General features: G+C 41.0%; 28 protein-coding genes and 1 pseudogene. 10 read left to right on the top strand and 19 right to left on the bottom strand.

Annotated elements, in window-relative coordinates; all coding sequences use genetic code 11:
- Window positions 1-426 precede the first annotated feature (426 nt).
- From OSJ91_RS08345 to OSJ91_RS08335, 3 genes and pseudogenes are all read left to right on the top strand, one after another.
- Window positions 427-636: a DNA-dependent RNA polymerase subunit epsilon gene (locus tag OSJ91_RS08345; RefSeq protein ID WP_034314070.1), complete on the top strand. Its 210-nt coding sequence runs from the start codon at window positions 427-429 to the stop codon at window positions 634-636.
- 3 nt (window positions 637-639) lie between these two features.
- A complete protein-coding gene (rnjA, locus tag OSJ91_RS08340; protein WP_034314071.1) occupies window positions 640-2310 on the top strand; it encodes a ribonuclease J1 in 1671 nt (556 codons plus the stop codon).
- Between the two features lie 454 nt (window positions 2311-2764).
- Window positions 2765-2885 (top strand): annotated as a pseudogene (locus OSJ91_RS08335) (transposase); the annotation flags it as partial.
- Window positions 2886-2998: 113 nt separating this feature from the next.
- On the opposite strand, the gene OSJ91_RS08330 reads toward OSJ91_RS08335, so the two are convergent.
- The 4 genes from OSJ91_RS08330 to ccpC form a co-directional block, all read right to left on the bottom strand.
- Entirely contained in the window at window positions 2999-3661 is a 663-nt protein-coding gene (locus tag OSJ91_RS08330) for a potassium channel family protein (RefSeq protein WP_284702805.1), read from the bottom strand.
- A gap of 58 nt (window positions 3662-3719) precedes the next feature.
- Window positions 3720-4844 carry an N-acetyldiaminopimelate deacetylase gene (locus OSJ91_RS08325; RefSeq protein WP_137018995.1) on the bottom strand — a complete coding sequence of 375 codons (1125 nt, stop codon included), beginning with the start codon at window positions 4842-4844 and terminating at the stop codon, window positions 3720-3722.
- A 75-nt stretch (window positions 4845-4919) separates the two neighbouring features.
- Window positions 4920-5630, bottom strand: a complete 711-nt coding sequence (gene dapD, locus OSJ91_RS08320; RefSeq protein ID WP_101224529.1) for a 2,3,4,5-tetrahydropyridine-2,6-dicarboxylate N-acetyltransferase — start codon at window positions 5628-5630, stop codon at window positions 4920-4922.
- Window positions 5631-5754: 124 nt separating this feature from the next.
- Window positions 5755-6639, bottom strand: a complete 885-nt coding sequence (gene ccpC, locus OSJ91_RS08315) for a transcriptional regulator CcpC (protein ID WP_063231999.1) — start codon at window positions 6637-6639, stop codon at window positions 5755-5757.
- A gap of 113 nt (window positions 6640-6752) precedes the next feature.
- Between ccpC and OSJ91_RS08310 the strand changes: the two genes are divergently transcribed.
- A complete protein-coding gene (locus tag OSJ91_RS08310; RefSeq protein ID WP_350301906.1) occupies window positions 6753-7490 on the top strand; it encodes a sulfite exporter TauE/SafE family protein in 738 nt (245 codons plus the stop codon).
- Between the two features lie 39 nt (window positions 7491-7529).
- On the opposite strand, the gene OSJ91_RS08305 is transcribed toward OSJ91_RS08310, so the two are convergent.
- The 4 genes from OSJ91_RS08305 to OSJ91_RS08290 all read right to left on the bottom strand — a co-directional run bounded on the left by OSJ91_RS08305 (window position 7530) and on the right by OSJ91_RS08290 (window position 10232).
- Window positions 7530-9035 carry an MDR family MFS transporter gene (locus OSJ91_RS08305; protein WP_485891372.1) on the bottom strand — a complete coding sequence of 502 codons (1506 nt, stop codon included), beginning with the start codon at window positions 9033-9035 and terminating at the stop codon, window positions 7530-7532.
- A gap of 132 nt (window positions 9036-9167) precedes the next feature.
- The gene (gene cbpB, locus OSJ91_RS08300; RefSeq protein ID WP_063232001.1) at window positions 9168-9608 is read right to left on the bottom strand and encodes a cyclic-di-AMP-binding protein CbpB; all 441 of its coding nucleotides are present in this window, start codon (window positions 9606-9608) and stop codon (window positions 9168-9170) included.
- 122 nt (window positions 9609-9730) lie between these two features.
- A complete protein-coding gene (locus OSJ91_RS08295; protein WP_094246583.1) occupies window positions 9731-9877 on the bottom strand; it encodes a hypothetical protein in 147 nt (48 codons plus the stop codon).
- 115 nt (window positions 9878-9992) lie between these two features.
- Window positions 9993-10232, bottom strand: coding sequence for a YkuJ family protein (locus OSJ91_RS08290; protein WP_034314086.1), 240 nt, complete (start codon window positions 10230-10232; stop codon window positions 9993-9995).
- Window positions 10233-10415: 183 nt separating this feature from the next.
- Here OSJ91_RS08290 and OSJ91_RS08285 point away from each other — a divergent pair, with 183 nt between their 5' ends.
- Both OSJ91_RS08285 and OSJ91_RS08280 read left to right on the top strand, forming a co-directional pair.
- Complete coding sequence (locus OSJ91_RS08285) at window positions 10416-11375, top strand: MBL fold metallo-hydrolase (RefSeq protein WP_485891371.1); 960 nt, start codon at window positions 10416-10418, stop codon at window positions 11373-11375.
- A gap of 91 nt (window positions 11376-11466) precedes the next feature.
- Window positions 11467-11700 carry a glutaredoxin family protein gene (locus tag OSJ91_RS08280; RefSeq protein ID WP_350301903.1) on the top strand — a complete coding sequence of 78 codons (234 nt, stop codon included), beginning with the start codon at window positions 11467-11469 and terminating at the stop codon, window positions 11698-11700.
- A 91-nt stretch (window positions 11701-11791) separates the two neighbouring features.
- Here the strand turns inward: OSJ91_RS08280 and OSJ91_RS08275 are convergent, their stop codons facing one another.
- The 4 genes from OSJ91_RS08275 to OSJ91_RS08260 all read right to left on the bottom strand — a co-directional run bounded on the left by OSJ91_RS08275 (window position 11792) and on the right by OSJ91_RS08260 (window position 16023).
- A complete protein-coding gene (locus OSJ91_RS08275) occupies window positions 11792-12277 on the bottom strand; it encodes a DUF3993 domain-containing protein (RefSeq protein WP_485891370.1) in 486 nt (161 codons plus the stop codon).
- A 181-nt stretch (window positions 12278-12458) separates the two neighbouring features.
- Window positions 12459-12686 carry a hypothetical protein gene (locus OSJ91_RS08270; protein WP_137018849.1) on the bottom strand — a complete coding sequence of 76 codons (228 nt, stop codon included), beginning with the start codon at window positions 12684-12686 and terminating at the stop codon, window positions 12459-12461.
- A 74-nt stretch (window positions 12687-12760) separates the two neighbouring features.
- Window positions 12761-13966, bottom strand: coding sequence for an EAL domain-containing protein (locus tag OSJ91_RS08265; RefSeq protein ID WP_350301901.1), 1206 nt, complete (start codon window positions 13964-13966; stop codon window positions 12761-12763).
- Window positions 13967-14163: 197 nt separating this feature from the next.
- The gene (locus OSJ91_RS08260; protein ID WP_350301900.1) at window positions 14164-16023 is read right to left on the bottom strand and encodes an SLC13 family permease; all 1860 of its coding nucleotides are present in this window, start codon (window positions 16021-16023) and stop codon (window positions 14164-14166) included.
- A 160-nt stretch (window positions 16024-16183) separates the two neighbouring features.
- On the opposite strand from OSJ91_RS08260, the gene OSJ91_RS08255 reads away from it, so the two are divergent.
- Window positions 16184-17047, top strand: coding sequence for a metallophosphoesterase (locus OSJ91_RS08255; RefSeq protein WP_350301899.1), 864 nt, complete (start codon window positions 16184-16186; stop codon window positions 17045-17047).
- Window positions 17048-17217: 170 nt separating this feature from the next.
- Here the strand turns inward: OSJ91_RS08255 and crcB are convergent, their stop codons facing one another.
- Together crcB and OSJ91_RS08245 are read right to left on the bottom strand one after the other, a co-directional pair.
- Entirely contained in the window at window positions 17218-17580 is a 363-nt protein-coding gene (gene crcB / locus OSJ91_RS08250; RefSeq protein WP_350301898.1) for a fluoride efflux transporter CrcB, read from the bottom strand.
- Window positions 17577-17957 carry a fluoride efflux transporter FluC gene (locus OSJ91_RS08245; RefSeq protein ID WP_350301897.1) on the bottom strand — a complete coding sequence of 127 codons (381 nt, stop codon included), beginning with the start codon at window positions 17955-17957 and terminating at the stop codon, window positions 17577-17579. The genes crcB and OSJ91_RS08245 overlap by 4 nt, the downstream gene beginning before the upstream one ends.
- A gap of 117 nt (window positions 17958-18074) precedes the next feature.
- Here OSJ91_RS08245 and OSJ91_RS08240 point away from each other — a divergent pair, with 117 nt between their 5' ends.
- The gene (locus OSJ91_RS08240) at window positions 18075-18440 is read left to right on the top strand and encodes a hypothetical protein (RefSeq protein WP_350301896.1); all 366 of its coding nucleotides are present in this window, start codon (window positions 18075-18077) and stop codon (window positions 18438-18440) included.
- A 290-nt stretch (window positions 18441-18730) separates the two neighbouring features.
- Window positions 18731-19237 carry a YkyB family protein gene (locus OSJ91_RS08235; protein ID WP_413020283.1) on the top strand — a complete coding sequence of 169 codons (507 nt, stop codon included), beginning with the start codon at window positions 18731-18733 and terminating at the stop codon, window positions 19235-19237.
- Window positions 19238-19290: 53 nt separating this feature from the next.
- Here the strand turns inward: OSJ91_RS08235 and OSJ91_RS08230 are convergent, their stop codons facing one another.
- A complete protein-coding gene (locus tag OSJ91_RS08230; RefSeq protein ID WP_323599437.1) occupies window positions 19291-20196 on the bottom strand; it encodes a chemotaxis protein in 906 nt (301 codons plus the stop codon).
- Window positions 20197-20550: 354 nt separating this feature from the next.
- Window positions 20551-21525, bottom strand: a complete 975-nt coding sequence (gene corA / locus OSJ91_RS08225) for a magnesium/cobalt transporter CorA (RefSeq protein ID WP_485891369.1) — start codon at window positions 21523-21525, stop codon at window positions 20551-20553.
- A gap of 157 nt (window positions 21526-21682) precedes the next feature.
- On the opposite strand from corA, the gene OSJ91_RS08220 reads away from it, so the two are divergent.
- On the top strand, window positions 21683-22831 hold the full coding sequence (locus OSJ91_RS08220; RefSeq protein WP_485891368.1) for an aminotransferase A: 1149 nt from the start codon (window positions 21683-21685) through the stop codon (window positions 22829-22831).
- A gap of 98 nt (window positions 22832-22929) precedes the next feature.
- Here OSJ91_RS08220 and OSJ91_RS08215 read toward each other — a convergent pair whose 3' ends face one another.
- The 3 genes from OSJ91_RS08215 to OSJ91_RS08205 all read right to left on the bottom strand — a co-directional run bounded on the left by OSJ91_RS08215 (window position 22930) and on the right by OSJ91_RS08205 (window position 25053).
- A complete protein-coding gene (locus OSJ91_RS08215) occupies window positions 22930-23295 on the bottom strand; it encodes a hypothetical protein (RefSeq protein WP_034314117.1) in 366 nt (121 codons plus the stop codon).
- A gap of 64 nt (window positions 23296-23359) precedes the next feature.
- Complete coding sequence (locus tag OSJ91_RS08210) at window positions 23360-24229, bottom strand: NAD(P)-dependent oxidoreductase (protein WP_485891367.1); 870 nt, start codon at window positions 24227-24229, stop codon at window positions 23360-23362.
- A 38-nt stretch (window positions 24230-24267) separates the two neighbouring features.
- Window positions 24268-25053: an SDR family oxidoreductase gene (locus tag OSJ91_RS08205; RefSeq protein WP_485891366.1), complete on the bottom strand. Its 786-nt coding sequence runs from the start codon at window positions 25051-25053 to the stop codon at window positions 24268-24270.
- Window positions 25054-25184 lie beyond the last annotated feature (131 nt).

Below are 25184 nucleotides of genomic sequence, written 5' to 3'. Positions count from 1 at the left end.
CGGAGGGCTTCTTCCTTGTTGTAAAGTTCTTGTTAAGCATTCTTTCTATCTTGGCTTTTATATGGTCAGGTGAATACATATTTCAATCAAAATATGAGTCGTTGTCTTTTCATGTAACGGTGTGCACATTGAAACTAGATTAATTTAGAAAGAAATCGTTTACGAAAAAAAGATCAGATGATTTAAGTTTTACACATGGCAAAAACGGATAGGATATAAGATAGAGGAAGCTACAATTGGATTGATACCAAATCTGCCATCTATTTTTTTATATACTTTTAGACATTGGTATATTTAATTCATCAAACCCCTTCCGTTTTTATGGCGGAGCTGGGTTTATTTTTACATGATGTTGAAAAACATGAAAAAATTGTTGTTTTTATATATAATGAAAAAAGCAATGCAAACAAGTGAGGAGAGATTAAAATGGTTTTTAAGGTATACTATCAAGTAACCATATCAGAGGTTCCCATCAGGGAGAATACTAAAACAATGTTTGTCGAAGGTGAATCCGTTCGTGACGTCCGTTTAAAATTAAAAAAAGAACCTTATAACGTAGAAATCGTACTACCCGTAACCGGAGCATATTTAGAATATGAAAAACAAAATGAAGATTACAAAGTATTGGAGCTATAATTTATGAAATTTGTAAAAAATGATCAAACAGCTGTATTCGCCCTGGGCGGTTTAGGCGAAATCGGTAAGAACACATATGCTGTTCAGTTTCAAGATGAAATCATCATCATTGATGCTGGAATTAAATTTCCTGAAGATGAACTTCTCGGTATTGACTATGTGATTCCAGATTACAGCTATTTAGAGAAAAATGTAGATAAAATTAAAGGTGTCTTCATTACCCATGGCCATGAAGACCATATTGGCGGGATTCCTTATTTACTTAGAAAAGTGAATGTCCCTGTATACGGCGGGAAGCTGGCACTTGGACTGCTTCGTAATAAATTGGAAGAACACGGCCTTTTACGTCAGACAACCATGATTGAAATCAGTGAAGATGAAGTGATCAAGTTCCGGAAGACGTCCGTTTCTTTCTTCCGCACAACTCACAGTATCCCTGATTCTTATGGGATCGTCGTTAAAACGCCACCTGGACAAATTGTCCATACTGGTGATTTTAAATTCGACTTCACACCAGTGGGCGAGCCTGCTAACCTGACCAAGATGGCGGAAATCGGAAAAGAAGGCGTATTGTGCTTACTCTCGGATAGCACAAATAGTGAAGTGCAGAACTTTACTATGTCCGAAAGCCGTGTCGGCGATACCATTCAAGATATTTTCCGTAAGGTTGACGGCCGGATCATTTTTGCAACGTTTGCATCGAACATCCATCGCCTTCAGCAAGTTGTGGAAGCAGCCGTGGCTAACGGACGCAAAATCGCCGTTTTTGGCCGAAGCATGGATTCAGCCATATCAATCGGACAAGATCTTGGTTATATCGTAGCGCCTAAAGATACATTTATTGATGTACAGCAATTGAATCGCATGCCTGCGAATAAAGTAACCATCCTTTGTACAGGCAGCCAAGGGGAACCAATGGCAGCCCTGTCGCGCATAGCGAATGGCACTCACCGTCAAATTCAAATCATCCCTGGTGATACTGTCGTATTTTCTTCTTCACCCATCCCAGGTAACACAATCAGTGTATCCAGAACGATCAATCAATTATATCGTGCAGGAGCAGACGTCATTTCAGGTCCTTTGAATGACATTCATACATCAGGACATGGCGGACAGCAGGAACAAAAGCTAATGCTACGTTTGATAAAACCAAAATTCTTCATGCCGATCCATGGTGAATACCGTATGCAAAAACTTCATGCCCGCCATGCAGTCGACTGCGGAGTTCCGGAAGAAAATTGTTTTATCATGGATAATGGTGAAGTTCTTTCCTTAAGTGAAAACACAGCACAAATCGCTGGTAAAATCCCTTCAGGTTCGGTTTATATCGATGGAAGCGGTATCGGGGATATCGGAAATATCGTTCTCCGTGATCGTCGGATTCTTTCCGAGGAAGGTCTTGTGGTTGTCGTTGTCAGCATCAATATGAAGGAATTCAAAATTGCATCCGGTCCTGACATCATCTCACGCGGATTTGTTTATATGAGAGAATCAGGAGACCTGATCAGCGATGCTCAATCCTTGATCACCAAGCATTTAAATAAGGTGATGGATCGCAAAACTACACAATGGTCTGAAATCAAAAATGAAATTACTGACACTCTATCTCCATTCCTATATGAAAAAACTAAACGCCGTCCGATGATCCTGCCGATCATCATGGAAGTGCAATAAATAATAGAAGCCCAGCCATCATTTGGCTGGGCTTTTTTTGTTTAGGTTTGTAAATCTCGAACGTTGAATTCCGCTCCAGGCACTAGCTTTCCGCGGGCGGCCCGGAGCCTCGAACACCCGCTCCAATCAACTTTGTTTTAACAGTTAGATAGAACTCCTTTTGCCTACAGTCTTTTTTGTAAAAAAAAGGATTATTAAAACTTGAGGTGATAAGGATGCTTGAATAGATTTTCTATCGCATCTTAATGGAAAGCTTCCGAAAGTAAACTGATAAGAAGCATGTATTTGTTGATTCCACACTGTGGAAAGCCAGTGCCCGAAACACGAGCCTATCAAGTACGCCTTCAAGAAAAAATAAATCAAAATAGAGAGTACAAATCATCCAAACCCTTTCGTGCACTTGTTCACTATTATCACAGTGTACAGAAAGTAAAGATCATTTGTGTCATTATGTGAATCTATATATGCGAAACGCAAAGAAACAATATTGCGTGTACTCGCAGATGTAAAAGAAAAGAATGGTTTTCGTAGGACTACTTAAGGGAATTAAAAAAATGTCGATGCATGCTATTCTCTATAACTACTTCAAATCCAATTAAAAAACAAAAAGGTTTCGGAATGAGACCATTCCGAAACCTTTTTGTTTTCCTTTGATAAAAGCGCTGCTCGATTTTAGCAGGACGCTTGCTTATTCCACAATTTTTTTTTCAAAGCGATTGATGTCCGAATCCGCGCCGATGACGATCAATATATCACCTTTATGAATTAAATCGCTCGCCTGTGGGGAGACATTTATTTCGTTCCCTCTTTTGATCGCGACGATATTCAGCCCATAGTGAGCACGGATATCAAGGTCAAATATCGAGTTTCCATTCATCTTTTGGCTGGCAACAATTTCGACGATGGAGTGTTCATCAGAAAGCTCCAAATAATCGAGAATATTATTGGAGACGATATTGTGGGCAATCCTTCTTCCCATATCTCGTTCGGGGTGCACGACAAAGTCGGCCCCGATTTTCCGGAGAACCTTCTCATGATAATCATTTTGCGCTTTAACCGTTACATTTCCGACACCCAATTCCTTAAGCATGAGGGTCGTCAATATACTAGCTTGAATATTCTCGCCAATCGCTACAATGACGTGATCAAAATTACGAATACCTATGTTTCTCAGCACATTTTCATCCGTCGTATCCCCTACAACTGCATGTGAAGCTATCCTGGCAAATTCATTCACTCGATCTTCGTCAGCATCGATGGCCAGAACCCCTAATCCTTCTTCAGCTAATGTCCTGACTATGCTGCCGCCAAAACGGCCAAGTCCAATCACCGCAAATTCTTTTTTCACAATAAGCCCTCCAACGTGATTCGTTCGCTCTTTAGAGCATGTTCTGTACTGAAAAGCATTTTTACGCTTCGCTTCCTTTAAACGTTATATATTCCGTTAAGTGATTGATCGCGAGTTCAATCGCTTTTTCATCAGGACTTAACTTGGCGTGATGTAATCCGTATTCCGATGAAACCCCCAGCCAGAACATGAATCCTGGAATCTCCTTTAACATATATCCAAAATCTTCACCAGTCATCGCTTCAGTACAACAATGCAAATGAACAGCATTTGACTTCTCTGTAAATTCCATGAATTCCCGGGTCAACCGTTCTTCATTATATACCTGATGATACATCGCTCCATAGTCGATATCAGCCAAGCACTCATATCCCACTTGTATACCATCCACAAGCGCTTTTATTCTTGACTTGACCTTTACCATCGATTCCGGGTTAAGGGTGCGTATTGTGCCTTCTAACCGCGCTGTCTCCGCAATAATGTTTTGAACGGTGCCTCCAGTAATCTTCCCAACTGTAATGACAGCTGAATCAAGTGGATTGACATTCCTTGAAACGATTGTTTGCAGCTGCCCTACAAGCGAGCAGGCCGCAATGACCATGTCATTTGTTTCATGCGGATAGGCTGCATGCCCTCCTTTCCCCCTCAAATCGATGAATAATTCAGATGTATTGGCAAATAGAAGCCCTTCTTTAACGGCAATCGTACCAACTGGATACTCTGGAGCAATATGTAAAGCAAGAATCATATCCGGCTTCCATTTTTTCATTGTTTCCGATTTAAGCATTGGTTCAGCTCCTCCAGGCCCCTCTTCTGCAGGCTGGAAGATGAATAGCAAGTCATCATCAATCGGATTTTCAGTGAAATATGTCAATAACCCCAACCCTATGCTCATATGAAAATCATGACCGCAGGCATGCATATATTCCTCGTGGTTGGATGCGAACGGCAATCCGGTTTCCTCTTTTATCGGCAGACCATCAATATCAGCCCGGTAGCCAATAGTTTTTCGCGGATTCCTTCCCTTCACTTTCACGAATATCCCAGTCCGCCAAGTTTCGATTTCCATTCGCTCCTGGGCAAGATTCGTTATGTAATTCAGTAGGTATTGCTGCGTCTTGAATTCCTTGAATCCTATCTCCGGTATTTGATGCAAATCACGCCGAATCTCGGCAAAAGGATTTATTTTCACATTATTCCCTCCTTATACAGAAAGCGTGGATATATTTATCCACGCTTCAGGCAATATTCACTAAAGAAATTAAAGTTGACGAAGTTCTTGCATGATTTCTGTTTTTGATTTTGTTTTTTCGTCAATTTGTTTAATGACCCTCGCCGGGATACCAGCAGCCACGGAGTATGGAGGAACGTCTTTCGTTACAACTGCACCAGCCGCCACAACGGAACCTTCACCGATTTTGACACCTTCTAGTACGACCGCATTGGCTCCGATTAACACATCATCTTCCAAAATGACCGGTTGTGCGGAAGGAGGCTCGATGACACCTGCTAAAACGGCACCTGCACCTACGTGACAGTTTTTGCCCACTGTTGCACGTCCGCCAAGTATTGCGTTCATGTCGATCATTGTACCTTCACCGATAACAGAACCAATATTGATTGATGCGCCCATCATGATGACTGCGTTGTCTCCAATGGATACTTGGTCACGAATTATTGCGCCAGGCTCGATACGGGCTTTGATGCCTTTTAGGTCCAATAAAGGAATGGCAGAGTTACGACGATCATTTTCAACTACATAATCCTCGATTTTTGTTCCTGCTGCCTTGATTGCTTCTTCGACTTCAGACCACTCACCGAATACAACCCCTGTATTTCCTGTAATGAAAGTTTTAGAAGTTGGACCAAAATCCATGCCTTCTAAATCACCTTTGACATATACCTTTACAGGTGTAGATTTTTTACTATTTGAGATAAAAGAAATAATTTCGTTTGCATCCATTTTATTCATTCCGGGTAAACCTCCTAAATATGTATCATTACTCGTTTTAAATTTACCAGACAACAGCCGGCAAGACAAGTTGAATGTCACTCTTATATATTATTCTGCCCTATTGACATTTTCGTAGGCGGACCTATAACATTCCTTGGTCGCGAATATGCTCTTTCACCACTTCCGTGAATGCCTGGACTTGCTTTAACTGGAAGGCAGATTCATAGCCGCAAAGCCATGTATCACGTTCGATTGAGTGGTTATGCCCATCCAGTAAAGGGATTTTAAATACATTAGTATCTTTATCATGTAAAGTGATGGCTGGCAGGATCGCATATCCTATACCATTAAACACCATTTGTTTGCATGTTTCGATTTGATCCACGACTATGGTGTTTTTTGGTGTCGTTTTAAATTGCCGATGCCACCAGTCCTGGATTTCCTGGTAATAATTCGAATCGCTTTTAAACTGAATGAATGGCCGGTCCGTTTCGAACACTTGATTCAGTTCCTTCATTTCAGTATCCACCAAATAAAGCATATCCGTGAATAAATGCTGTTTTACCCCTTTCCAATCCGGGGCTCCCCTTATGATGCCAATATGCACTTGCCCTTCATACAAAGACTTTAAAATCTCACTGCTCCAGCCAGTGATCAAGGAAATTTTGGCATACGGGTATTTTTGGACGAACTTTTTCAATACTTGCGGCAGCCAATTTTGACCGACAATCGAGGCGCAGGCTATTTTCAAAGTGCCATATACTTCATGGTCCATAGCTTGAATACTTTCCCTGACCTTTTCTTCTTTTTCTATAACTTCATTGGCCAAACGAATTACCGCTTCGCCTGCTGGCGTCAGTGACAGTCCTTTTTGTGAACGCAAAAACAGTTTCGAGCCCCAATCCTTTTCTATTGATTGTAAACGCTGAGATAAAGCCGGCTGGGAAACGAACAGCCGCTCAGCCGCTTTTCTCATATTCATTTCCTGAGCAAGCACGGATAATAAATGAAATTCTGAAAATGACATACACACCAACCTCTTGATAATCAAATCTTATCATGATGAATTAATTTATTTAAATTTTATTATCAACAAAGTCAGCTTATAATACAAGAGAAAAGAAACGGAGTGGATATCCTTTGACAATCATTGTATTGCTTGCCATCAGTTTTGCAGCATCTTTTGTCGGTACATTGGCCGGGAGCGGCGGTCTTATCGGCATGCCATCCCTTCTGTTGATAGGTTTACCCATCCACCAGGTTATTGGTTCAGTCAAGTTTTCCAATATCTTTTCTTCTTTTTCCAGTTTTTATATTTTACTCAAAAAGAAACAGTTAAAATTGAAGGCTGCCCTCCAGTTAATCCCATTTGCCCTTTTCGGTGGCTTTTGTGGCGGGCTGCTTGCTAATTCATTCTCTGAAAAGGCGATGAATCTATTGGCCATCTGTCTTTTGACTGTCGCTTTGATCATGAATTTCATAAAAAAACCGAAACCTTCCGATGAAACGGATTGGCATCTCCCAAAAAAAGTCTATCCATCCCTATTCGGAATCAGTGTCTATGACGGAATGTTCGGACCGGGACAGGCAACCATGCTCATGTATACCTTTTTAAGAAATGGGGCCACCTACCTTCAATCTCTGGCTTTTACTAGATTCCAAACTTTCATTAGCTGTACAGCTGCTTTCATCACCTATTTCCTTGCCGGTAACATTGCTTGGGAGATTGCCATTTATTACACGATCGGTTCCCTGATCGGATCACAGCTGGCCCTGCGGGTGGCTCAAAAAATCTCCACTCGACAATTGAAATTCATTTTACATTCGGTCACGATCGCATTATTGATTCAATTGATCATCAGAGTCGCGTTTCCTTAAGAAAAGGCAAACTCCATTTAAAGAGTCTGCCTTTTTTTCCTATGCCTTTTTATTCTTTCTAAGTCTCGTAAGTAACAGGAAGCTGATTATAGAGAAGACTAGAACGATGAGATAAATCGTCTGCAGTGACAATGTAAGTCCTTCCTGTAAAACCTTCACCACATTTTCAGGAAGCGACATGCGTTCTTCACTGTTCAACAGTTTGTTAGCCGTATTTATCGTCACTCCCGAGCCGGCAGGCGCATGCTCGTTCAAATAGGCTTGAAGTCTCATATTCATGATTCCTCCAAGTAATGCGGCACCTACCGTATTACCTAAATTACGCATGAACATATTGGAAGCTGTCGCAATACCCCTGCGTTCCCAGCTGACTGTTTTTTGAATGACGACAATGAATGAGGTAGAAGTCAACCCCATGCCTACACCGACAAAGAATGATCCCATGGCAGCAATCAGGGGCCCAGCCTCCGGCTTCATCCATACTAGGATCAAACTCCCAAGGACCAATGAGCACCCTCCAAGGAGTGAGGTTGATTTGAATCCTATTTTCATCAATAACCTGCCTGAGACCATTGATGCGATCGGCCAGCCAATCGACATGGCTGTCAATGTAAAACCAGCTACCGTAGGCGAGCGCTCCATCACGCCCTGAACGAATGTCGGGAGGAAACTTGATAATCCAATCATCATCACCCCTGTCGTCAGGGATACAAGGTTCGCAATCAGAATCGAACGCTCCTGCCAAATTTCAAATGGCATCATCGGTTCGGCCGCTTTCTTTTCCTGAAGGATGAATAAGATAAAGGTGATGATGGCCACTAATGCCAAGGATATGACCGGAGCTGAAGCCCATGACCATTTCACTCCTCCTTCTACGAGTATCACCATAAGAGTGGATATGGATAACGTCAATAGCGCCGCACCCAGGTAGTCGATATCACGTTTTTTCTTTTCGATTTTTTCATGAAGGAAAAACCAAATCCCAATAAAAGATAATAAGCCCAAAGGAACATTAACCCAGAAGACAAGCTTCCAAGTCAGGGATTCAACGAGGACGCCGCCCAAAGCGGGTCCCATTACCGCTGAAATGCCCCAAACGCTCGATAGATACCCTTGAACGCGGGCCCTCTCTTCATTTTTATAGATATCACCAACAATCGTCGAAGCTACAGGAGCTACAGCCCCCGCCCCGAATCCTTGTACAAAGCGATAAATGATGAGTTCCGTCATAGAATCGGCAAAGCCGCATAGAATGGAGCCAATTAAAAAGACAACGATTCCAAATAATAAGATAGGTTTTCTCCCGAGAATATCCGATAGCTTTCCATAAATCAAGACTGTTACGGCGTTCATTAGCAAATAACTTGAAAACACCCAGCTGTAAAGTGAAAAACCACCTAAATCACTTACAATGGCTGGCATTGCCGTCGAAACGATCGTTCCTTCAATAGCATTCATAAACATAGCCAACATGATGGCAGCTAATATGAAGGGACGTTTCAATTTTTCATTCTGCACTTTTGCACTATCCGCTGCTTGGCCCAATTCCCGCATCCTCCCCTTAGACCTTAATTGTTTTTATAGACTTTACCACTAGCTGGATTGGATATGTAAAAAAACAAGAAAACTCGCCAACTGGCGAGTCTTGAGGTTAACCATCATCATTTTATGCCTTGCTTATTTGTCAGGTGTATTTTGTTTAAATACCTTTTTCAAGATTGCCCTTCTCGTTAAGATCCCTTCAAATACATGTTCGTCATTCTCTACACAGACAAACGGATGATCAATCAACAATTCCACACCCTTGGTCAATGTATCTTCAATATGAAGGCGAGGTATTTCTATATTCATTATTTCGGAAACTTTTTTATTCTCAAGATTATCAAATTCAATTCGTTCCAGTCCCAAGATTGAATCAAGAATGACTGGTGTGCTGATTAAACCATGCAGTTTATACATCGGATCTAACACAGGAATGGCCGTATAACCGCTCTTTGTTAATACCAATAGTGCATGTTCTAAATTATTGGTTACCTGCACGTGGGCCACGCGTTCAGAAGAAATCATTAAGTCTTTAACGCTGGATTCCAATAAATCCCCATCATGAGTACCGATCATGTTAAAACCCCTTACCATATGTTTTTATATACAGCTCTTTCTATAGTTTAACATATGTAAGCGGAAAAGGCTCATTCCTAGACCAATAAAATCCCAAACGGCGGGATTTCAGCAATAGCCCCTTAGCCCTTACTTGTTTTGATGTTAACCTGTTTAAAACCGCATTCCGGGCATTGATAAATCACATTTTGGTTGGATTGTGCCGTTAATACATTTTCCATTTCCCTTTCCTCACCGCATTCCGGGCATATTACCATTGGATTTTTCATTTACATCCCTCCAATTAATAAGATGTCGTAAAAATCACTACTTCATTCAAGTAAAAATTGACCGGTTCACAATAAAAAAGCCGCTTCCAATGGAAGGCGGCTTTTTGTGATTTTTTTAAGATTGAAGAAGATCAAAGATTTCAATGGTAATCATATCAATATTATCGAATTGATATTTAGATGATTTCCCTTTATCACTGTATACTTCAAGCTCGAACATTTCTGTTTTGCTGAAATATGTAACCTGGCACTTTTTCACACCATCTATTTCAAAAAAACGTTGAGCAGATTCAGATTCCTTCGCTTGCTCTTGAAGACTTTTCAATCTGGTAAGAATGCCCTGTAATTGAGACATACTCCCTCTCCTTTCTGAATAAAACCTTTTCGATAGGTTTCACTATACCATACTTTTCTATCCAGTAGCCACGCTGAAATAAATTCAGAATAATTTAAAACTTCATTCTTTACATGGCACTATTAACAGAATAAAATAAGGAATGGATTTTGTACATGAAAAATTTTCTGGGGGTAGATACTGTTGCAAAACATTAGTGAGCTTGGATATCGCATTTCATTGATTGATGGTTTTGATTTGGATAGAAGAGATCGTACAGGAACATATGTAATTGCCGATGAAGACATCACCTTAGTCGAAACTTCTGCCAGCCCTTCCATCCCCCACTTAATGAAGGGGCTCGAACATTTGGGAATCGCCCTCGAAGATATTACATATATCATTCTTACCCATATTCATTTGGACCATGCAGGCGGAGCTGGACTTTTTTTACAGCATTGTCCGAATGCGAAAGTAATCGTTCACCCAAAAGGCGCACGGCATCTAGAAGATCCAACACGTTTGATCGCTGGGGCTAAAGCAGTCTATGGTGAAGAATTCAACAAGCTTTTCGATCCGATATTACCTATTCCAATAGATAGAATCCTGACAAAACATGATAGGGAATCGCTAAAAACAAGTGAAAATTCCAAGTTGACCTTTTATGACACACCAGGACACGCAAACCATCATTTAAGCATTTTCGATTCAGTTTCAAAAGGGATGTTTTCAGGTGACACCGTAGGCATCTATTATCGTGAACTCGATGATGAAGGTTTGGAATTTTACTTACCGTCCACATCGCCGAACCAATTTAATCCCGATGCGATGCTTGCTGCAGTGGATTTGTATGAAAGCATCGGCGTCGAACGTATATATTTTGGCCATTACGGCGTATCGGAAAACCCTAAGGAAGTATATAAACAACTTCATTACTGGCTGCCTAAATTTGTGGAGACTGCCAAAATGGCATATAGGGAATATGCTAGCTTCGAGGATCAAGTGGCAGCAACCAGTAAAAATATTTTCACGGAAGTCGCTGTTCATTTAGGCGAAAAAGGAATCACCGCTGATCATCCAGTTTTTGATATCATTGCCATGGACCTGAACGTTTGTTCCATGGGATTGATAGACTATCTTGTAAAACAGGAGAAAGATCGGTAAAAGGATCCTTAAGGTTTATCCCTATTCAAATGTCGTGGCATTCTCTATAATGAAAAAGTGAACCTTACTAAAGCATATATGGAGGAATGAAATGAAAGACGTTACGCTCTATACCCAACCTGATTGCCCTCCCTGCAAAATCATGAAAATGTTCTTTGATGATAATAATGTCGTATACAAAGAAAAAGATATTAAAGCGGATGGACATGCACGAAAAGAACTAATGAATAAATATGGCGCCTATTCCACACCGACGGTCGTCATCGATGGGAAAGCCATTATTGGTTTTGAATTGGACGAAATAAAGAAAGAACTGAATATATAACAAAAAGTCCAGGGAAGGCTGTAACCTTCCTTGGACTTTTTCATTTCAGCCTCCATACTTTTCAGCTTTGAAGGACTTTCCTCTAAATCCCTTATTTCATTTTTTCACTTCCATACTTTACGTCCATTATCTTCCAAACTCCATTTTCCTTTTTCAAAGTAACTGATTCAACATGTTTTTCCATCGATACAGGTCCGTCCCCTGTGTCCTGGAATTCCTCCTGAACATAAATGAAATCACCGTTTTTGCCATATTTAATTTCCGTATTTTTGTCGTAGCTGAAAAATGGGATATAATATGGAGCGAAATCTGATCCAAATGCGGTATAACCGCCATCAACTTTCACTACATTCGCTTGGACGAACTTCTCGATGAAATCATCTGTGAAATGTTTATCCAACTTCCCTTCAATCGCTTCCTTAGTACGTACTTCTTCACTGATCGAGCCTTGATTCTCCATGGCATCCTGTACTAAGGATAGCACTTCCTCTCTATGTAAGCCCTCCGCTGAAGCAGTGAATCCCCCACTTAAAATTAGAAGGATACTGGCAAGACATGCAACTAAATATTTACTCATTACAATCATCTCCTAGTTATAGAATTTCTCCTAATGATTCGGATTTTTGCCCATGTCTTTCAATACCCGTCCAGATCAAAGCCAAACTACAAAATCACATTCTCCGTTAGACCTTGAAACCATTGCCCATTCTTCACAATAAAAAAGAAGATTTCATGATATTGAAATCTTCTTCTTACAGCTATCGAAAAGCATAGTAAAAAATAAAACCGGCAACCAAAATCGTCCCAACTAAAAGAGAAACGAATATCGGGTTCTTTAAATAAGGATGTTCTTTAACTGAATCATCGATAGTCGAATCATATCTGGCTTTCACTTTCTGTGCCCTTGCCACAGAATAAGTATAAAAGAGCAGATATAACGCCATGACTGTAACGATTATGATTAGAATCCAGATGTACGTGCTCAAAATATGTCTCCTCCAAGCGCATCATTTCTGCTTATCGTTACACATTTAAAGCGATTATATTCATGAATCGTTTTTTATAATAGTGCTTCATTTTCATATAAATAACTATAAGAAAGATCACAGAATATGTATTCCTTATTATTCAGGGGATATGAAAAGGTCCGAATGGTTTCTCCCGTTTCGATATCACTGTATAAATCGGATAGTATTCCTGTTTTCCCATTACGCATCTTTACGATATTTTCGAGAAAATAAGGTCTCCAGCTCCAATTTTTATTCATATAGCTCGGTTGGACTAACCATTGCCCGTCCTTATGGAGGATATTGGGAGATTTTTGATACCCCTCTTCATCACAAATATAAAGCCGGAAACATACGGAATCCAACTTTTTCGCCAAAACTCCGAGAAACTCTTCATGGGAGCTGGCCCGCTTTTGCTGTTTTAAGAAGTTTTGCATATTCTCGTTGAATTGCAAAGTCTTTTGATAAACGGCTTCAAGCTTCTTGGTCTCTAAAGAAATGAAAGACTGACATTCTTGATGGAATTTTTCACGAAGTAAATCTTTATTAATGAACTCGCCTTCCGGTTTCGCCAAAAAATACCCTTGATAATATCGTCCCCCATTCTTCCATGCAAAGCGAAGCTGGTATTCGGATTCAATGTTCTCAAATAGTAAATTGGCGCCGATTTTCCGTGCAAGCATGCTTAGAGAAAACAGGATGACCTGATAGGCATCTCCACCTGAAATGCGAAGCTGGTCCAGGTTAACTTTTAAAATATTCGGAGAAATCTGTGCGATTCGGTCCAATTGCGTATCTTGCCCTAAATGATCTAAAGCTATCTTAATCCCATATGTTTTAAAGTAAGCAAGCACATGCTGCAAAGGATCTAAGTTATCCGGACTGATCGTGTCTGATAATTCCAGCACGATCCGGTGCATTTCCTCCGGTTGAAAATGACGATGTAAAATCTCCATGAATTCTTCGCCATGATCCAGCATAAGCAAATTAGGATCTCTGTTGATAAAGATAAGAAAATCTTCACCATAGTCTTTTATTCTCTCCAAGGCAATTTCAAGTACGTAATTATCCACTTCCACCCTATACTCTTCCGGCACTGCAGAATCGTGAAAAAAAGGGCCAAGGCTTTTATATTCCGCTTGTTCCTCATAGCGCCCTAGAATTTCATACCCGATTACCTGATGTTGATCTGCACTGAAAATCGGTTGAAAGAATGGTGTCACCTTGTCTAAATTCTTTAATATCTTTTCTGTATCCATGATGCATCTTCCCCCTAATTACGAAAACACCAATATTCCAAAATTATACCATTAGTTTCTGGCATTGATAATAAATAATTTTAATTCCTACTGAACAACTCTTTTTTCAGAACATTAAAATACCCGTTCATCCTATCCATTTGAAAAAAATAAATTGAAAAGGCATTGTCCATAATGGAACAATGCCTTAAGTCTGATCAAAAAGGGAAGAACCACGGAATCGTGATCACCATGATAACACCAATGAAGATCTGTATGGAAATCCCGATTATGATAAAATCTTTATGCTTGTAATCACCCGCCGTCATGACAAGCGCGTTGGTAGTGGCAACCCTTGGAGTGGATAACGCCAAACTGCCAGCAACGGCAAGGCATAGAAACACAGGAAGCGGATCGATTCCTTGATTCACCGCAGATGTCAGGGCAATGGGCGTCATGATTACCGTGGCGGCTCCATACGGGATGAATTGGCTCAGTAGCAGTGTCAGGAGGTAAAAGACCGCCAATATGCCGTGTGCCCCGATATTACTGAATAAAACGGTCAGCCAATCACTTATCATTCTCACTCCACCCGTATTATCCAAAGCAGCCGTTATTCCGAACATGGCAGCAATCAAGAGAACAGGTTCCCAGTTAATCTTTTGGTAAGCATCCTCCATCGAACGGACACAGCCAGTGATCACCATCAACAATGCTGCCGTCAATACTGATAGTACAGCAGGTACGGACTCCATCGATAAAAGAATGACCATCAATGCAGTGATTCCCAAGGCGATCCATGCTTTGCCCCTGGAGTGAACCGGAGAGCCATCTTCCGAGGTACTTCCAATAACGATGACATCCTGTAAATCCGAGGAAATCCTCTCAATGTTCTCCCATTCTCCATGTATCAGGATTGCATCACCCGGTTTCAAGCGTTCCGTTCCGACATCCGCTTGAATATATTCGCCATTCCGATTGATTGCCAGCACATTACATTGGTATTTCTCACGAAAATGCACATCTATCAAGGTTTGATTTTCATAATCCGAATTCGGGACGATCAATATTTCTGTCAATCCAAATCTACTGCTAAGAAAATGTTTCTTTATTTGTTCGGTATTGAAATGTTTAAACTCCAGTTCATAGTTAAGTGCCAACCTCTCGACTGCTTCTTCTTCTCCAAACACCAAAATGACATCTTCAGGATGAAGAACTTCATCCGCCCTGGCTGAAATCGTCAGCTGTCTTTGCAGCAGTGGCAATTGCTTGTCCTTTGGCTTCCGCTGGATTTCAATCAAAGTCAATTCATACTGAATAGGAAGCTGGAGGTCTGACAGCCTTTCTCCAACAATATCGGAAGTAGCGGGTATATGCAGATAATGCAATCGGTCATATACTTTGTACATGCCGGCAAGCTCCCCTGCCGACAGTCCCTTGACACTGTTGTTCGCGGCAATCGTTTTCTCGGGAAGCAACAGGCGCCCGAGTGTCAACATGAAGAATAACCCTGCCGCAAAGGCGATTAAGCCAACAGGTGTAAAGTCAAAAAATTCTAAAGTCCCTATTCCGTTTTGCCTAAATACATCAGCAACGATCATATTGGAGGGAGTACCGGTAAGTGTTAATAGCCCCCCAATACTGCTTGCGTAGGCAAGGGGCAATAAATACCTTGTCGGACTTGTTTTTTGTTGTAAGGCCATGCTCATAACCAGCGGAAGCAGTATGGAAACAATTCCTGTTCCACTTAAAAATGCACTTAATATTCCTGCAGTCAGCATGACGATAAGCAGCGATTTCCATTCACTGCCCCCACATAAACCTAACAACTTATTTCCTGCCTTTTCCACGATTCCTGTATTTAACAGGCCGGCACCGACGATGAATAGCCCTGCCAGCATGATGACCACTTGATTCGCAAACCCGGCCACCAGTTCATCCAATGTAAGAATCCCCAATAAACCCAGTATGGATAGTGCACTAAGTGCAATTAAATCAGCTCGAAATTTTCCTTGTATAAAAAGCGCAATCGCGCATAGAAGTATAATCAGTGTAATAAACATTGGTTCGGTCATCATGTTACCTCCGTATAGATGTTCAATTTCAAACCGGATACGGTTTCATCAAACCCCAGTTTACATGTTTTTCATAGGATTATAGAAGATATTTTCTTCAATTTATGTATATTGTTTGTTAGTATGAGGAAGTAACATTTTTATATTAGATAGGTTGATTAATTTGAATAAACCCATATCAAGAAGAACATTTTTAAAGAAAAGTCTTGGTACATTGGCTACCTTAACCGGTTTAGGTATTGGCGGAAACTATTATGCCCATAATTTGGAGCCGAAATGGTTAGAAACCAAGCATAAAATTATCAGCCATCCGCTTATCCCAAAAGGTTTTCATGGCATGAAAATGGTCCAATTCAGTGATACGCATTTAGGCTTTCAATTTCAGCTTAAAGATTTACAAGCAATTGTCAATAAGATAAACCAACTGGACCCTGATGTTATTTTATTTACCGGAGATTTAATGGACCAGCCTAATAAATACAAGGCTCACCAGAAAATCCCTCTTGTTTTGAATCAGCTCAAAGCGCCGCTTGGAAAGTTCAGCATCTACGGTAACCATGATCATGGGGGATATGGCTCAGAAATTTACAGCGATATCATGGAAAAATCCCATTTTACCATGTTGCAGAATACCTCAGCTAAGATAACCTTATTGACGGCTGAAGAAATAATCATTGCCGGGGTTGATGATGCCATGCTAGGAAAGCCGGATTTTGAAAAAGCCCTTTCCGGCATCCCGGAAGGAGTATTCACCATTATGCTTTCACATGCCCCTGACCTTGCCGACATATCAAGGACTTACGACATCCAGTATCAAATTAGCGGTCACAGTCATGGAGGCCAAGTACAAATTCCGTTTGCCGGTGCCCTTGTAACTCCTCCATACGCTGAAAAGTACCGGGAAGGCACATATGAAATCGATTCATTAACGTTACATGTTAATAGAGGGCTTGGCACTACCCGTCTCCCCTATCGTTTTCTTTCACGTCCGGAGTTGACTGTTTACGAGCTACAAACCGAAAAATGATAGAAAAAGAACACAGGGGAAAACAGCCAGACTTATTAACAAAACCTGTGCGGATAAAACAACTTGTTGCCATGTATCATTTGTAATGGACTCCTATGAATTATAGCATTAGAAGTATATCCGAGAAAACCAGGTTTTTTTTACCAGTATCAAAGGTAATGCCATAAAGGTTATACCATACTTAAATAGCCACACAGGAAAGTGCCGATACACCCTAAAACAGACACCGTTATATAGATAAGGCTATCTATATAACGGTGTTTTCTAATAAGTTCAAGCGTTTCCATACTGAATGTCGAAAAGGTCGTAAAAGCACCCAGGAAACCTATCGCCAGAAAAACCTGCAAAGATAAAGCCCAGCTCTCTTTTTGCGGAAACACCATTCCCAGCCCAAAGGAACCTATAAGGTTAATCAGTAAAATGCTAATGGGTATAGAGACCGCTGGCAATAGCCTATTAAAAATAATCTGCAAGACATATCTAGAGGCCGCCCCAAAAAAGCCTCCTATAAAAACTGAAAGAACCTCAATCAAAGGGAGTCACCTCTTTGTCTATTAAAAAGGCCCAGTCCGAGGAAACAAGCGACCAAACCAAATAAAAGCGTAGCTCCAAGATACAGTCCCGCCATTGGCAGAGAAGTCTGCAGTAGATTCACCATTTCTTGGGAAAATGTGGACATCGTGGTGAAGCCGCCGCAAAACCCGCTGCCCAGCGCTAAAAAAACAAGCGACTTCTTTTTCGAGGCGAAATAGCCATTGATCATTCCAATCAAAAAGCTGCCTACTATATTTATCAATAGGGTTCCAAACGGAAAGATGGAATGGCCAGCAGTCAAGATTATGCAATATCGCAATATCGCTCCTGCCGCTCCTCCAAAACCGACTGCAAAAATGCTTTTAAATCGATCCATTAAGGTCCCCCCGAATATTTCTCATAAGTAGACTCATTATAACAGATTAAGATGAAACAGGCTCTTTTCTTTAAAAAAACCATACTATGTAAAGAATTTGAGAAAAGGAGGCTAATTATGCAAACACAGTATTTTCCTTACTACCACTATCCACAAACCCTGATGCTACAGAACGAATACAGAAATGCATATGGGAATGAATATGGACCTGAAAATTGGAATGACGAGCGCTTCTTTCCTTTCTTTCCTCTATTGGCACCTGTAGCTTTTGTTGCAGGATTGGCAATTGGACCGTTGCTATTCAATAACCGTCCACCTGTCTATCCTGCATATCCTCCATATCCTCCTCCATACCCGCCCGCTTACCCTCCTTACCCTGCTTATCCTGCTTATCCTGCTTATCAAGGCTTTCAGGGTTACCAGCAACAACAATTCGGCGCACAGGCTGGGGTATCCGAAAATATCAATATATACACTCGATAAGGATTGCACAGAAGGCGACATTGAACGCCTTCTTTTTCTTGGACCAAAAGCCGTCAGATTGAATTTTACTTCCCTATATATTTTGAAGTGGTATAATATGAAAATGAATAGATGGTAAAGTGTTAGGAAATGATGGTCATACCCTAGAGATGTACATGCATTGTTTTTTCACTGTTTCTGCCTGGTTGCACACACGTCTCTATTTCAACCAATATATAAGAACAGGTTTTGATTGAAGGACGTCTGTTTGTAACGTCCTTCTAACCTTATTAAGAAAAGGAGTTTCCATGATGAACCAAACGAAAGGACATTCTGAAAGGGATGAGTTTTCGATTAACTCCATTGCCCAAGCCGTGTTTATTGTCAATAAACATGCAAAGACTGCATTGGAGCCCAAAAATTTATATAATTTAAAACGGCTCGCATTAAGCAAGCTTATGCAAGAAGGAAAAGCGAAGAAGATTGGACTTCATTTCTCTGATAACCCTCGCTTTGCAGCACAACAATCCGACGTCATTGTCGAATGCGGATCATATGTTTTTCATTTACCTCCCACTAAGGAAGATTTGAAAAAACTACCCCACCTCGGCAGCCGGGCAGCCTCCATACGGAACCCTAAAGCCGCATTGTCATTATCCAAGGCAAAACAGATCCTGCAATCTTACGTTGGACAAGCAGGTGAAAAACAACCGAACCCTCCCAACAACGAGAAAAGGGCTCACGGGCGTGGGTCGGTCAAGCAACCTTTCCACAATCCATTCCCATCCTCCTTTTTAGGAAAAGGTTCCAAGTATTAATCATTGATAAACCAAACGGGCCGTGAGGTAATGCTCACAGGCCCGTTTCACATTCATAATACCAATCTGTCTATCAACTTTATTAGCTCTGCAATTTCTGGCTTGCTGATTTGTGCGTCAGCCCCTACGACCTGACCTTTATGACGCAGGCTGTCCGTAATCAAAGAAGAGAAAATAATCACCGGCAATCCAGCGAGTTCCCCGTTTTCCTTTATTCTTCTAGTCAAATGATGCCCATCCATTTGAGGCATCTCAATATCGGTAATCACCAGTTGCACTTCTTCTTCAACCACTTTTCCTGATTCAATTAAATTCTCCAGATAATTAAATGCATCAAGTCCATTTTCATAAAACTCCAAGTACTTGAATCCAGCTTCTGACAATGTATCAAACAGCAGCTTTCTCAGTAATGGAGAATCTTCTGCGATCAGGATCCTCTTGTCTGAATTTTGCCGGATACCAAGCTTTTTAACCTGTTGGATGTTTATTCCTGATTCTGGATTGATTTCGACCACTATTTTTTCAAAATCGAGTAACAGCAACATTTCACTATTTAATTTTATTACTCCGATAATCTGACTTTCAAGGCCTTGATACATATCCGAAGGCTTTTCGATTTGTGACCAGGAAATACGGTGGATCTGTGTTACGGTATGTACATGGAAAACCACTTTTTGCTGATTGAATTCAGCCACTATGAATTTATCCTGCTCAGGAGTTTCAGATGGCGGAAATCCTAAAGCATCCGCCACATTCACAACTGGCAGGACTTCTCCGCGAAGCTCAATGATCCCCTCCACATTTGGATGCGAATGCGGGACAAGCGTGATGGGGACAGGATTGATGATTTCCTTCACCTTAATTACGTTAATGCCGAATTTATTCTTTCCGAGACCGAATTCCACTATCTCAAGCTCATTCGTTCCACTTTCAAGTAATATTCCTTTATTTGCTTCCATTGTTTCATCTCGCCCTTCTGCTTTTTCATTTCATAATCCATAAATCATTTAACCGCTAGGGAAATATCATGGTTTCATCAATGAACTCATACCTAATAATTCGGTTAAATATTTCTTTTGTTTAGAGCACAGCTAAAAAAAGAATCAAGAAGGGATTATTTATTAATGCCAAACTAAAAAGGGACCCATCAGAGTCCCCTTTTTCCAAGCTCATTTTTCACCACTGCCATTCCTGCCATCATATCGTTCGTAAGGCTGTCTCTTCGATAAAACCCCTCCATGATTGGGCGATCAGCCAAATGACGCCTTGCTGCCCTTCCAAACCCACTTAAAATAGCAGGTCAGTTGGGTCTTTCATCTCCTTCGCGACCTTTTCTTTGGATTGAGCCAACCTTTTTTAACAAATAATAAAAACATCATCAAGGCAATTCCGCCCATCATTCCAAGAATGAGGAAATAGCCATAATGCCAATCTAATTCCGGCATATATTCAAAATTCATCCCATATACGCCCACTATGAAGGTCAGCGGCATGAAAATGGTAGTGATGACAGTCAATGTCATCATCGTTGAATTCATATTATTAGAGTTCACTGACAAATAGCTATCTCGGATATCGGATGAAAAATCTCGATACGATTCAAGCATTTCAGTCAATTTAAGAAGATGATCGTACACATCATTAAAATAAAGGTGCTGATCTTTCAAGTAATTCAGACGCTCTGATGAAATCATTCTGTACAATAAATCACGCATCGGCAATATGGTCCGACGGAGCCTGGACATATCTGTACGTAAATCGAAAAGCTGATCCATCAATTCGTTAATCGTGTCATTTTCAGTATTTTCCTCAATGCCGCCCAATTCGCTTTCAATTTTATAAACAGGCGGGAAAAATTCATCGACGATCCTGTCAATTATCCTATGCATCAAGAAAAAGGGACTTTGCTTCAACATTTTATTACCAGCAATTTCTTCCCATACTTTTTCCAGTTCAAGCATCTCTTCCTTATGAAAACTGACTATCCATTTTTCACCAACAAACATATCCAATTCCACTGCTTTAAAAACCTTCTCCCTTAAAGCATGTATCACAAGAAATTGGTAGCCCTCATAAAAATCCATTTTGGGACGTTGGTTAAAATCATCCAGACAGTCTTCAATTGCCAGCGGATGAAAGTGAAAATGATTGGTTAAAAGTTCGATTTCCTTGTTTGTCGGGTTGGAAAAATCCACCCAGTACCACTCGATATCCGGATTATTCATTTCGGTTAGCGGTAAATCAAAACTGACTTCATGATTAGAAGTTATTGCGCAAGTCCTTATCATATGTATCAACCCTCAAAATGTTCTTATCATACATTATACCTTTAATTCATTAATCTCAAAAATTTTTCTCCCCCCTCCAAACTAAATGATAAAATAGAATGAATGAGTCAAACATAGTACATAATTCATATAGTTAGAAAAGGGAGGATATTCATAGATGGAACATTTAATAAACCCTCTAGTAAAAGACGTTAAAATATCAGGAATCCGTAAATTCTACAATATGGTCGCTGATATCGAAGGCACCATTTCCTTAACGATAGGACAGCCTGACTTTCCAACTCCGATGCATATTAAAGAAGCGGCAAAACAAGCCATCGATAATGACTATACCGTTTATACTCACAATGCGGGCTATTTGGAATTACGGGAAGCCGCTTCAACTTATGTAAAAGATAAATACAAGCTTAACTATGATCCGGCGAATGAAGTGATAGTGACCTCTGGCGCCAGCGAAGGCATAGACATAACCTTTCGGACGATCCTCATCCCCGGAAACGAAGTAATATTACCGGGTCCGGTATATCCGGGATACGAACCCATCATTATGATGTGCGGGGCAACACCTGTATATGCCGATACAACAAAAAATGGATTTCGTTTGACTGCAGATATACTTGAAAAATACATAACTGAGCATACTCGTTGCATCGTTCTGCCCTATCCATCGAATCCGACCGGGGTTACATTATCTGCCGAAGAATTACTGGACATTGCCGAACTTGTTAGGGGCAAGGACATCTTCATATTGGCTGATGAAATATACAGTGAACTGGTATTCGATCAGGAGCATGTTTCGATTGCCACTTTCTTAAAAGAACAAACCATCGTCCTGAACGGATTGTCCAAGTCCCATTCCATGACCGGGTGGAGAATCGGCCTTCTGTTTGCGCCTGCAGCCATCTCTCAGCATCTCCTGAAGGTTCACCAATACAATGTGACCTGTGCCGCCTCCATATCGCAGAGAGCTGCCTTGGCAGCATTGACGGCAGGCAGAGATGATGCAATCCCCATGAAGACTGAGTATGCACGGAGACGGGAATACGTATTCAGCCGCTTACAAGCGATGAATCTGGAAGTAGTCAAACCAAACGGGGCCTTTTACTTCTTTATAAAGCTGCCTGAAGGCTATGCCTCTTCGCTTGATTTTTGCCTTAAGCTTGTTCAACAGGAAAAAGTGGCAGTGGTCCCTGGAGATGCATTCTCTCCCCTTGGTGAAGGGTACTTCAGGATATCTTATGCATATTCCATGGAAACCCTGGAAACGGCTTTGGACCGTATTGAGGCTTTTTTAACTATAAAATAACCGAAAAAAAGTGGCCTTCAATTGAATGAACAATTGAAGGCCATTTTCCTATTTTCAAAGATGTCATGCTACCGAAGGTTTCTCACCAAGTCAGTCAACTAATACAACCTCCGCAAGAAACGAATTTCCCGATAACCCTCTTCCTTATTTGTCGTGGTAAGGCTCACTTCAACGATTGACCCAAGTAAATCAGCCATCACTTCTTCAAATTCTTTTGCGGAGCGCGGCTTTGAAAAACCTAAACTCTTCAATTCGCGCATCAGGATCTGAAAACCGGCATTCGTTTCGATATGACTGAATTTCACCGGCAGTATCAGCGGACTTTCATTCATTAATTTCAGATCCCAACGAATGGGCTTTGTTTGATGAATGGTTTTTTCTCGCTTAAAACCTTCAATCCTTACAATATATCGACCATCTTCTAATTCCTGGAATTTCATATTGATATCATCGAATTCGCCCATAGCTTTCACTCCTTTTTGTAAAGGCTGTCGCTATCAGCTTATTCATGATATAGATATGCTAGCACTAATTATAATGTTTATATAATGCTTGTGTACCGCTATTTTCCTCGCCAGCTTCTGCCAGCCCTTCATATAGGGATTTGCTCAGGCTTAATCCAGGAGCGTCCATTCCCATTCTTTCCGCTTCATCAAGTGCAATCTTCATATCCTTGATAAAATGCTTGATATAAAAACCAGGTTCAAAATCCCCTTCAACCATTCGCGGCACAAGATTGGACAGTGACCAGCTTCCGGCAGAGCCCGATGATATGCTCCTTAAAACCCGGTCCGGATCCAACCCAGCCTTTTGGGCATAGGAAATCGCTTCTGTCACTCCGATCATATTGGATGCAATGGCGATTTGATTGCACATTTTCGTATGCTGTCCTGAGCCAGCCGGGCCTTGATGGACAACATTGCTGCCAATGATATCAAAAATGGGCCGGACAGCTTCAAATGCCTCACTAGACCCGCCGACCATGATCGTAAGCTTCGCATCACGAGCACCGATATCTCCTCCGGAAACCGGTGCATCCAATGATTCCAAGCCCCTTTTCTTGGCTTCTTCTGCAATTTTCACTGCCAAAGATGGAGTGGATGTCGTCATATCGATTAAATGGGTTCCTTGTTTCACGTTCTCGATAAGCCCATTTTCCCCAAGATAGATTTCTTCCACATCACTAGGGTATCCCACCATGGAAATGATCACATTTGCTCTCTGCGCAATTTCCTTTGGTGCAGATGCCCACTTCGCACCCTGTGAGAGCAGTTCACTTGCCTTATCTTTCGTCCTTGTATAAACAAACACCTCAAATCCCGCCTTAAGAAGATTTGCGGCCATGCTTTTTCCCATAACTCCTAAACCTATGAAGCCGATCACTTTGTTCGTTTGCATATTGCAGATTCCTCCCACTCTTTTTGTTTCAAAAAGCCTTAAATGGACTTTATCATTCCTCCGTCAACTAAATACGACTGGCCCGTTAAATATGTATTAGCGCCTGAAACAAGGAAAGTGACGAACTTTGCAAATTCCTCGGGTTCCCCATAACGGCCAAGAGGGATTTTGTTAATCGATTGTTCAGTCATCTCCTCAGGAGTGACGCCTTGTTTCTCCGCATTCATTTCATCAAGGTGCTGAACCCGGTCTGTTGCGATTCTTCCTGGACCGACTGTATTGATCAAAATCCGGTCCGGTGCTAATTCTGAAGCTAACGTCTTTGACAATCCAACGATTGCCGTCCGGAATGTATTCGATAATATCAATCCTGGAATCGGTTCCTTAATGGATGAAGAAGCAATATTAACGATTTTCCCGCCCTGTTTTTTTAAATGTGGCAAGCTTTCACGAATCGTCCTTATGAAACTTAGTAAATTAAGTTCGAAGGATTGTTGCCATTCTTCATCATTGAAATCTGTAAATGAACCCCCTGGAGGACCTCCGGCGTTATTAATAAGAATGTCGATACCGCCGAATTCCTCAGCAGTTTGCCCAACCAGGCTTTTAATATCTTCAGCTTTTGTTATATCCGTCACCTTATAAGAAACTTTACCCGTCCCAAGCTGCGATAATTCCCTTTGTACGGCGGCAAGCTTTTCACCATCACGGCTTGCCAGCATGACATTTGCTCCTTCCTTAACCAATTCAGCTGCCATAGCCTTCCCCAAACCTTGACTTGAAGCTAAAATCAAGGCATTTTTCTTTTCCAAATGTAATTCCATATAATATTTAACCTCCATTCTCTTAAAATCATAATTCCATTATATCGTCATAACCGTAAAGTGAAAAATCTGAATAATCATTATTTTGATTTTTATTTACAAAAAAATAGCCGGTTGGATAAACCAACCGG

It is taken from the genome of Bacillus sp. T-10(2022), assembly GCF_056502895.1.
Note: the sequence above shows the minus strand (reverse complement) of the source record. Positions and strands in the feature narration are given on the sequence as shown.

Excerpts from the sequence above, each read along its gene's own strand:
- OSJ91_RS08215 (WP_034314117.1), bottom strand. The coding sequence starts at position 23,295 with ATGGGCGAATTCGATGATATCAATATGAAATTCCAGGAATTAGAAGAT.
- OSJ91_RS08210 (WP_485891367.1), bottom strand. The coding sequence starts at position 24,229 with ATGCAAACGAACAAAGTGATCGGCTTCATAGGTTTAGGAGTTATGGGA.
- corA (WP_485891369.1), bottom strand. The coding sequence starts at position 21,525 with ATGATAAGGACTTGCGCAATAACTTCTAATCATGAAGTCAGTTTTGAT.
- OSJ91_RS08245 (WP_350301897.1), bottom strand. The coding sequence starts at position 17,957 with ATGGATCGATTTAAAAGCATTTTTGCAGTCGGTTTTGGAGGAGCGGCA.
- OSJ91_RS08275 (WP_485891370.1), bottom strand. The coding sequence starts at position 12,277 with ATGAGTAAATATTTAGTTGCATGTCTTGCCAGTATCCTTCTAATTTTA.
- OSJ91_RS08220 (WP_485891368.1), top strand. The coding sequence starts at position 21,683 with ATGGAACATTTAATAAACCCTCTAGTAAAAGACGTTAAAATATCAGGA.
- dapD (WP_101224529.1), bottom strand. The coding sequence starts at position 5,630 with ATGAATAAAATGGATGCAAACGAAATTATTTCTTTTATCTCAAATAGT.
- OSJ91_RS08260 (WP_350301900.1), bottom strand. The coding sequence starts at position 16,023 with ATGATGACCGAACCAATGTTTATTACACTGATTATACTTCTATGCGCG.
- OSJ91_RS08265 (WP_350301901.1), bottom strand. The coding sequence starts at position 13,966 with ATGGATACAGAAAAGATATTAAAGAATTTAGACAAGGTGACACCATTC.
- OSJ91_RS08235 (WP_413020283.1), top strand. The coding sequence starts at position 18,731 with ATGAACCAAACGAAAGGACATTCTGAAAGGGATGAGTTTTCGATTAAC.
- OSJ91_RS08290 (WP_034314086.1), bottom strand. The coding sequence starts at position 10,232 with ATGTCTCAATTACAGGGCATTCTTACCAGATTGAAAAGTCTTCAAGAG.
- OSJ91_RS08280 (WP_350301903.1), top strand. The coding sequence starts at position 11,467 with ATGAAAGACGTTACGCTCTATACCCAACCTGATTGCCCTCCCTGCAAA.
- cbpB (WP_063232001.1), bottom strand. The coding sequence starts at position 9,608 with ATGATCGGTACTCATGATGGGGATTTATTGGAATCCAGCGTTAAAGAC.
- OSJ91_RS08230 (WP_323599437.1), bottom strand. The coding sequence starts at position 20,196 with ATGGAAGCAAATAAAGGAATATTACTTGAAAGTGGAACGAATGAGCTT.
- OSJ91_RS08345 (WP_034314070.1), top strand. The coding sequence starts at position 427 with ATGGTTTTTAAGGTATACTATCAAGTAACCATATCAGAGGTTCCCATC.
- OSJ91_RS08240 (WP_350301896.1), top strand. The coding sequence starts at position 18,075 with ATGCAAACACAGTATTTTCCTTACTACCACTATCCACAAACCCTGATG.
- OSJ91_RS08205 (WP_485891366.1), bottom strand. The coding sequence starts at position 25,053 with ATGGAATTACATTTGGAAAAGAAAAATGCCTTGATTTTAGCTTCAAGT.
- rnjA (WP_034314071.1), top strand. The coding sequence starts at position 640 with ATGAAATTTGTAAAAAATGATCAAACAGCTGTATTCGCCCTGGGCGGT.
- OSJ91_RS08295 (WP_094246583.1), bottom strand. The coding sequence starts at position 9,877 with ATGAAAAATCCAATGGTAATATGCCCGGAATGCGGTGAGGAAAGGGAA.
- ccpC (WP_063231999.1), bottom strand. The coding sequence starts at position 6,639 with ATGTCATTTTCAGAATTTCATTTATTATCCGTGCTTGCTCAGGAAATG.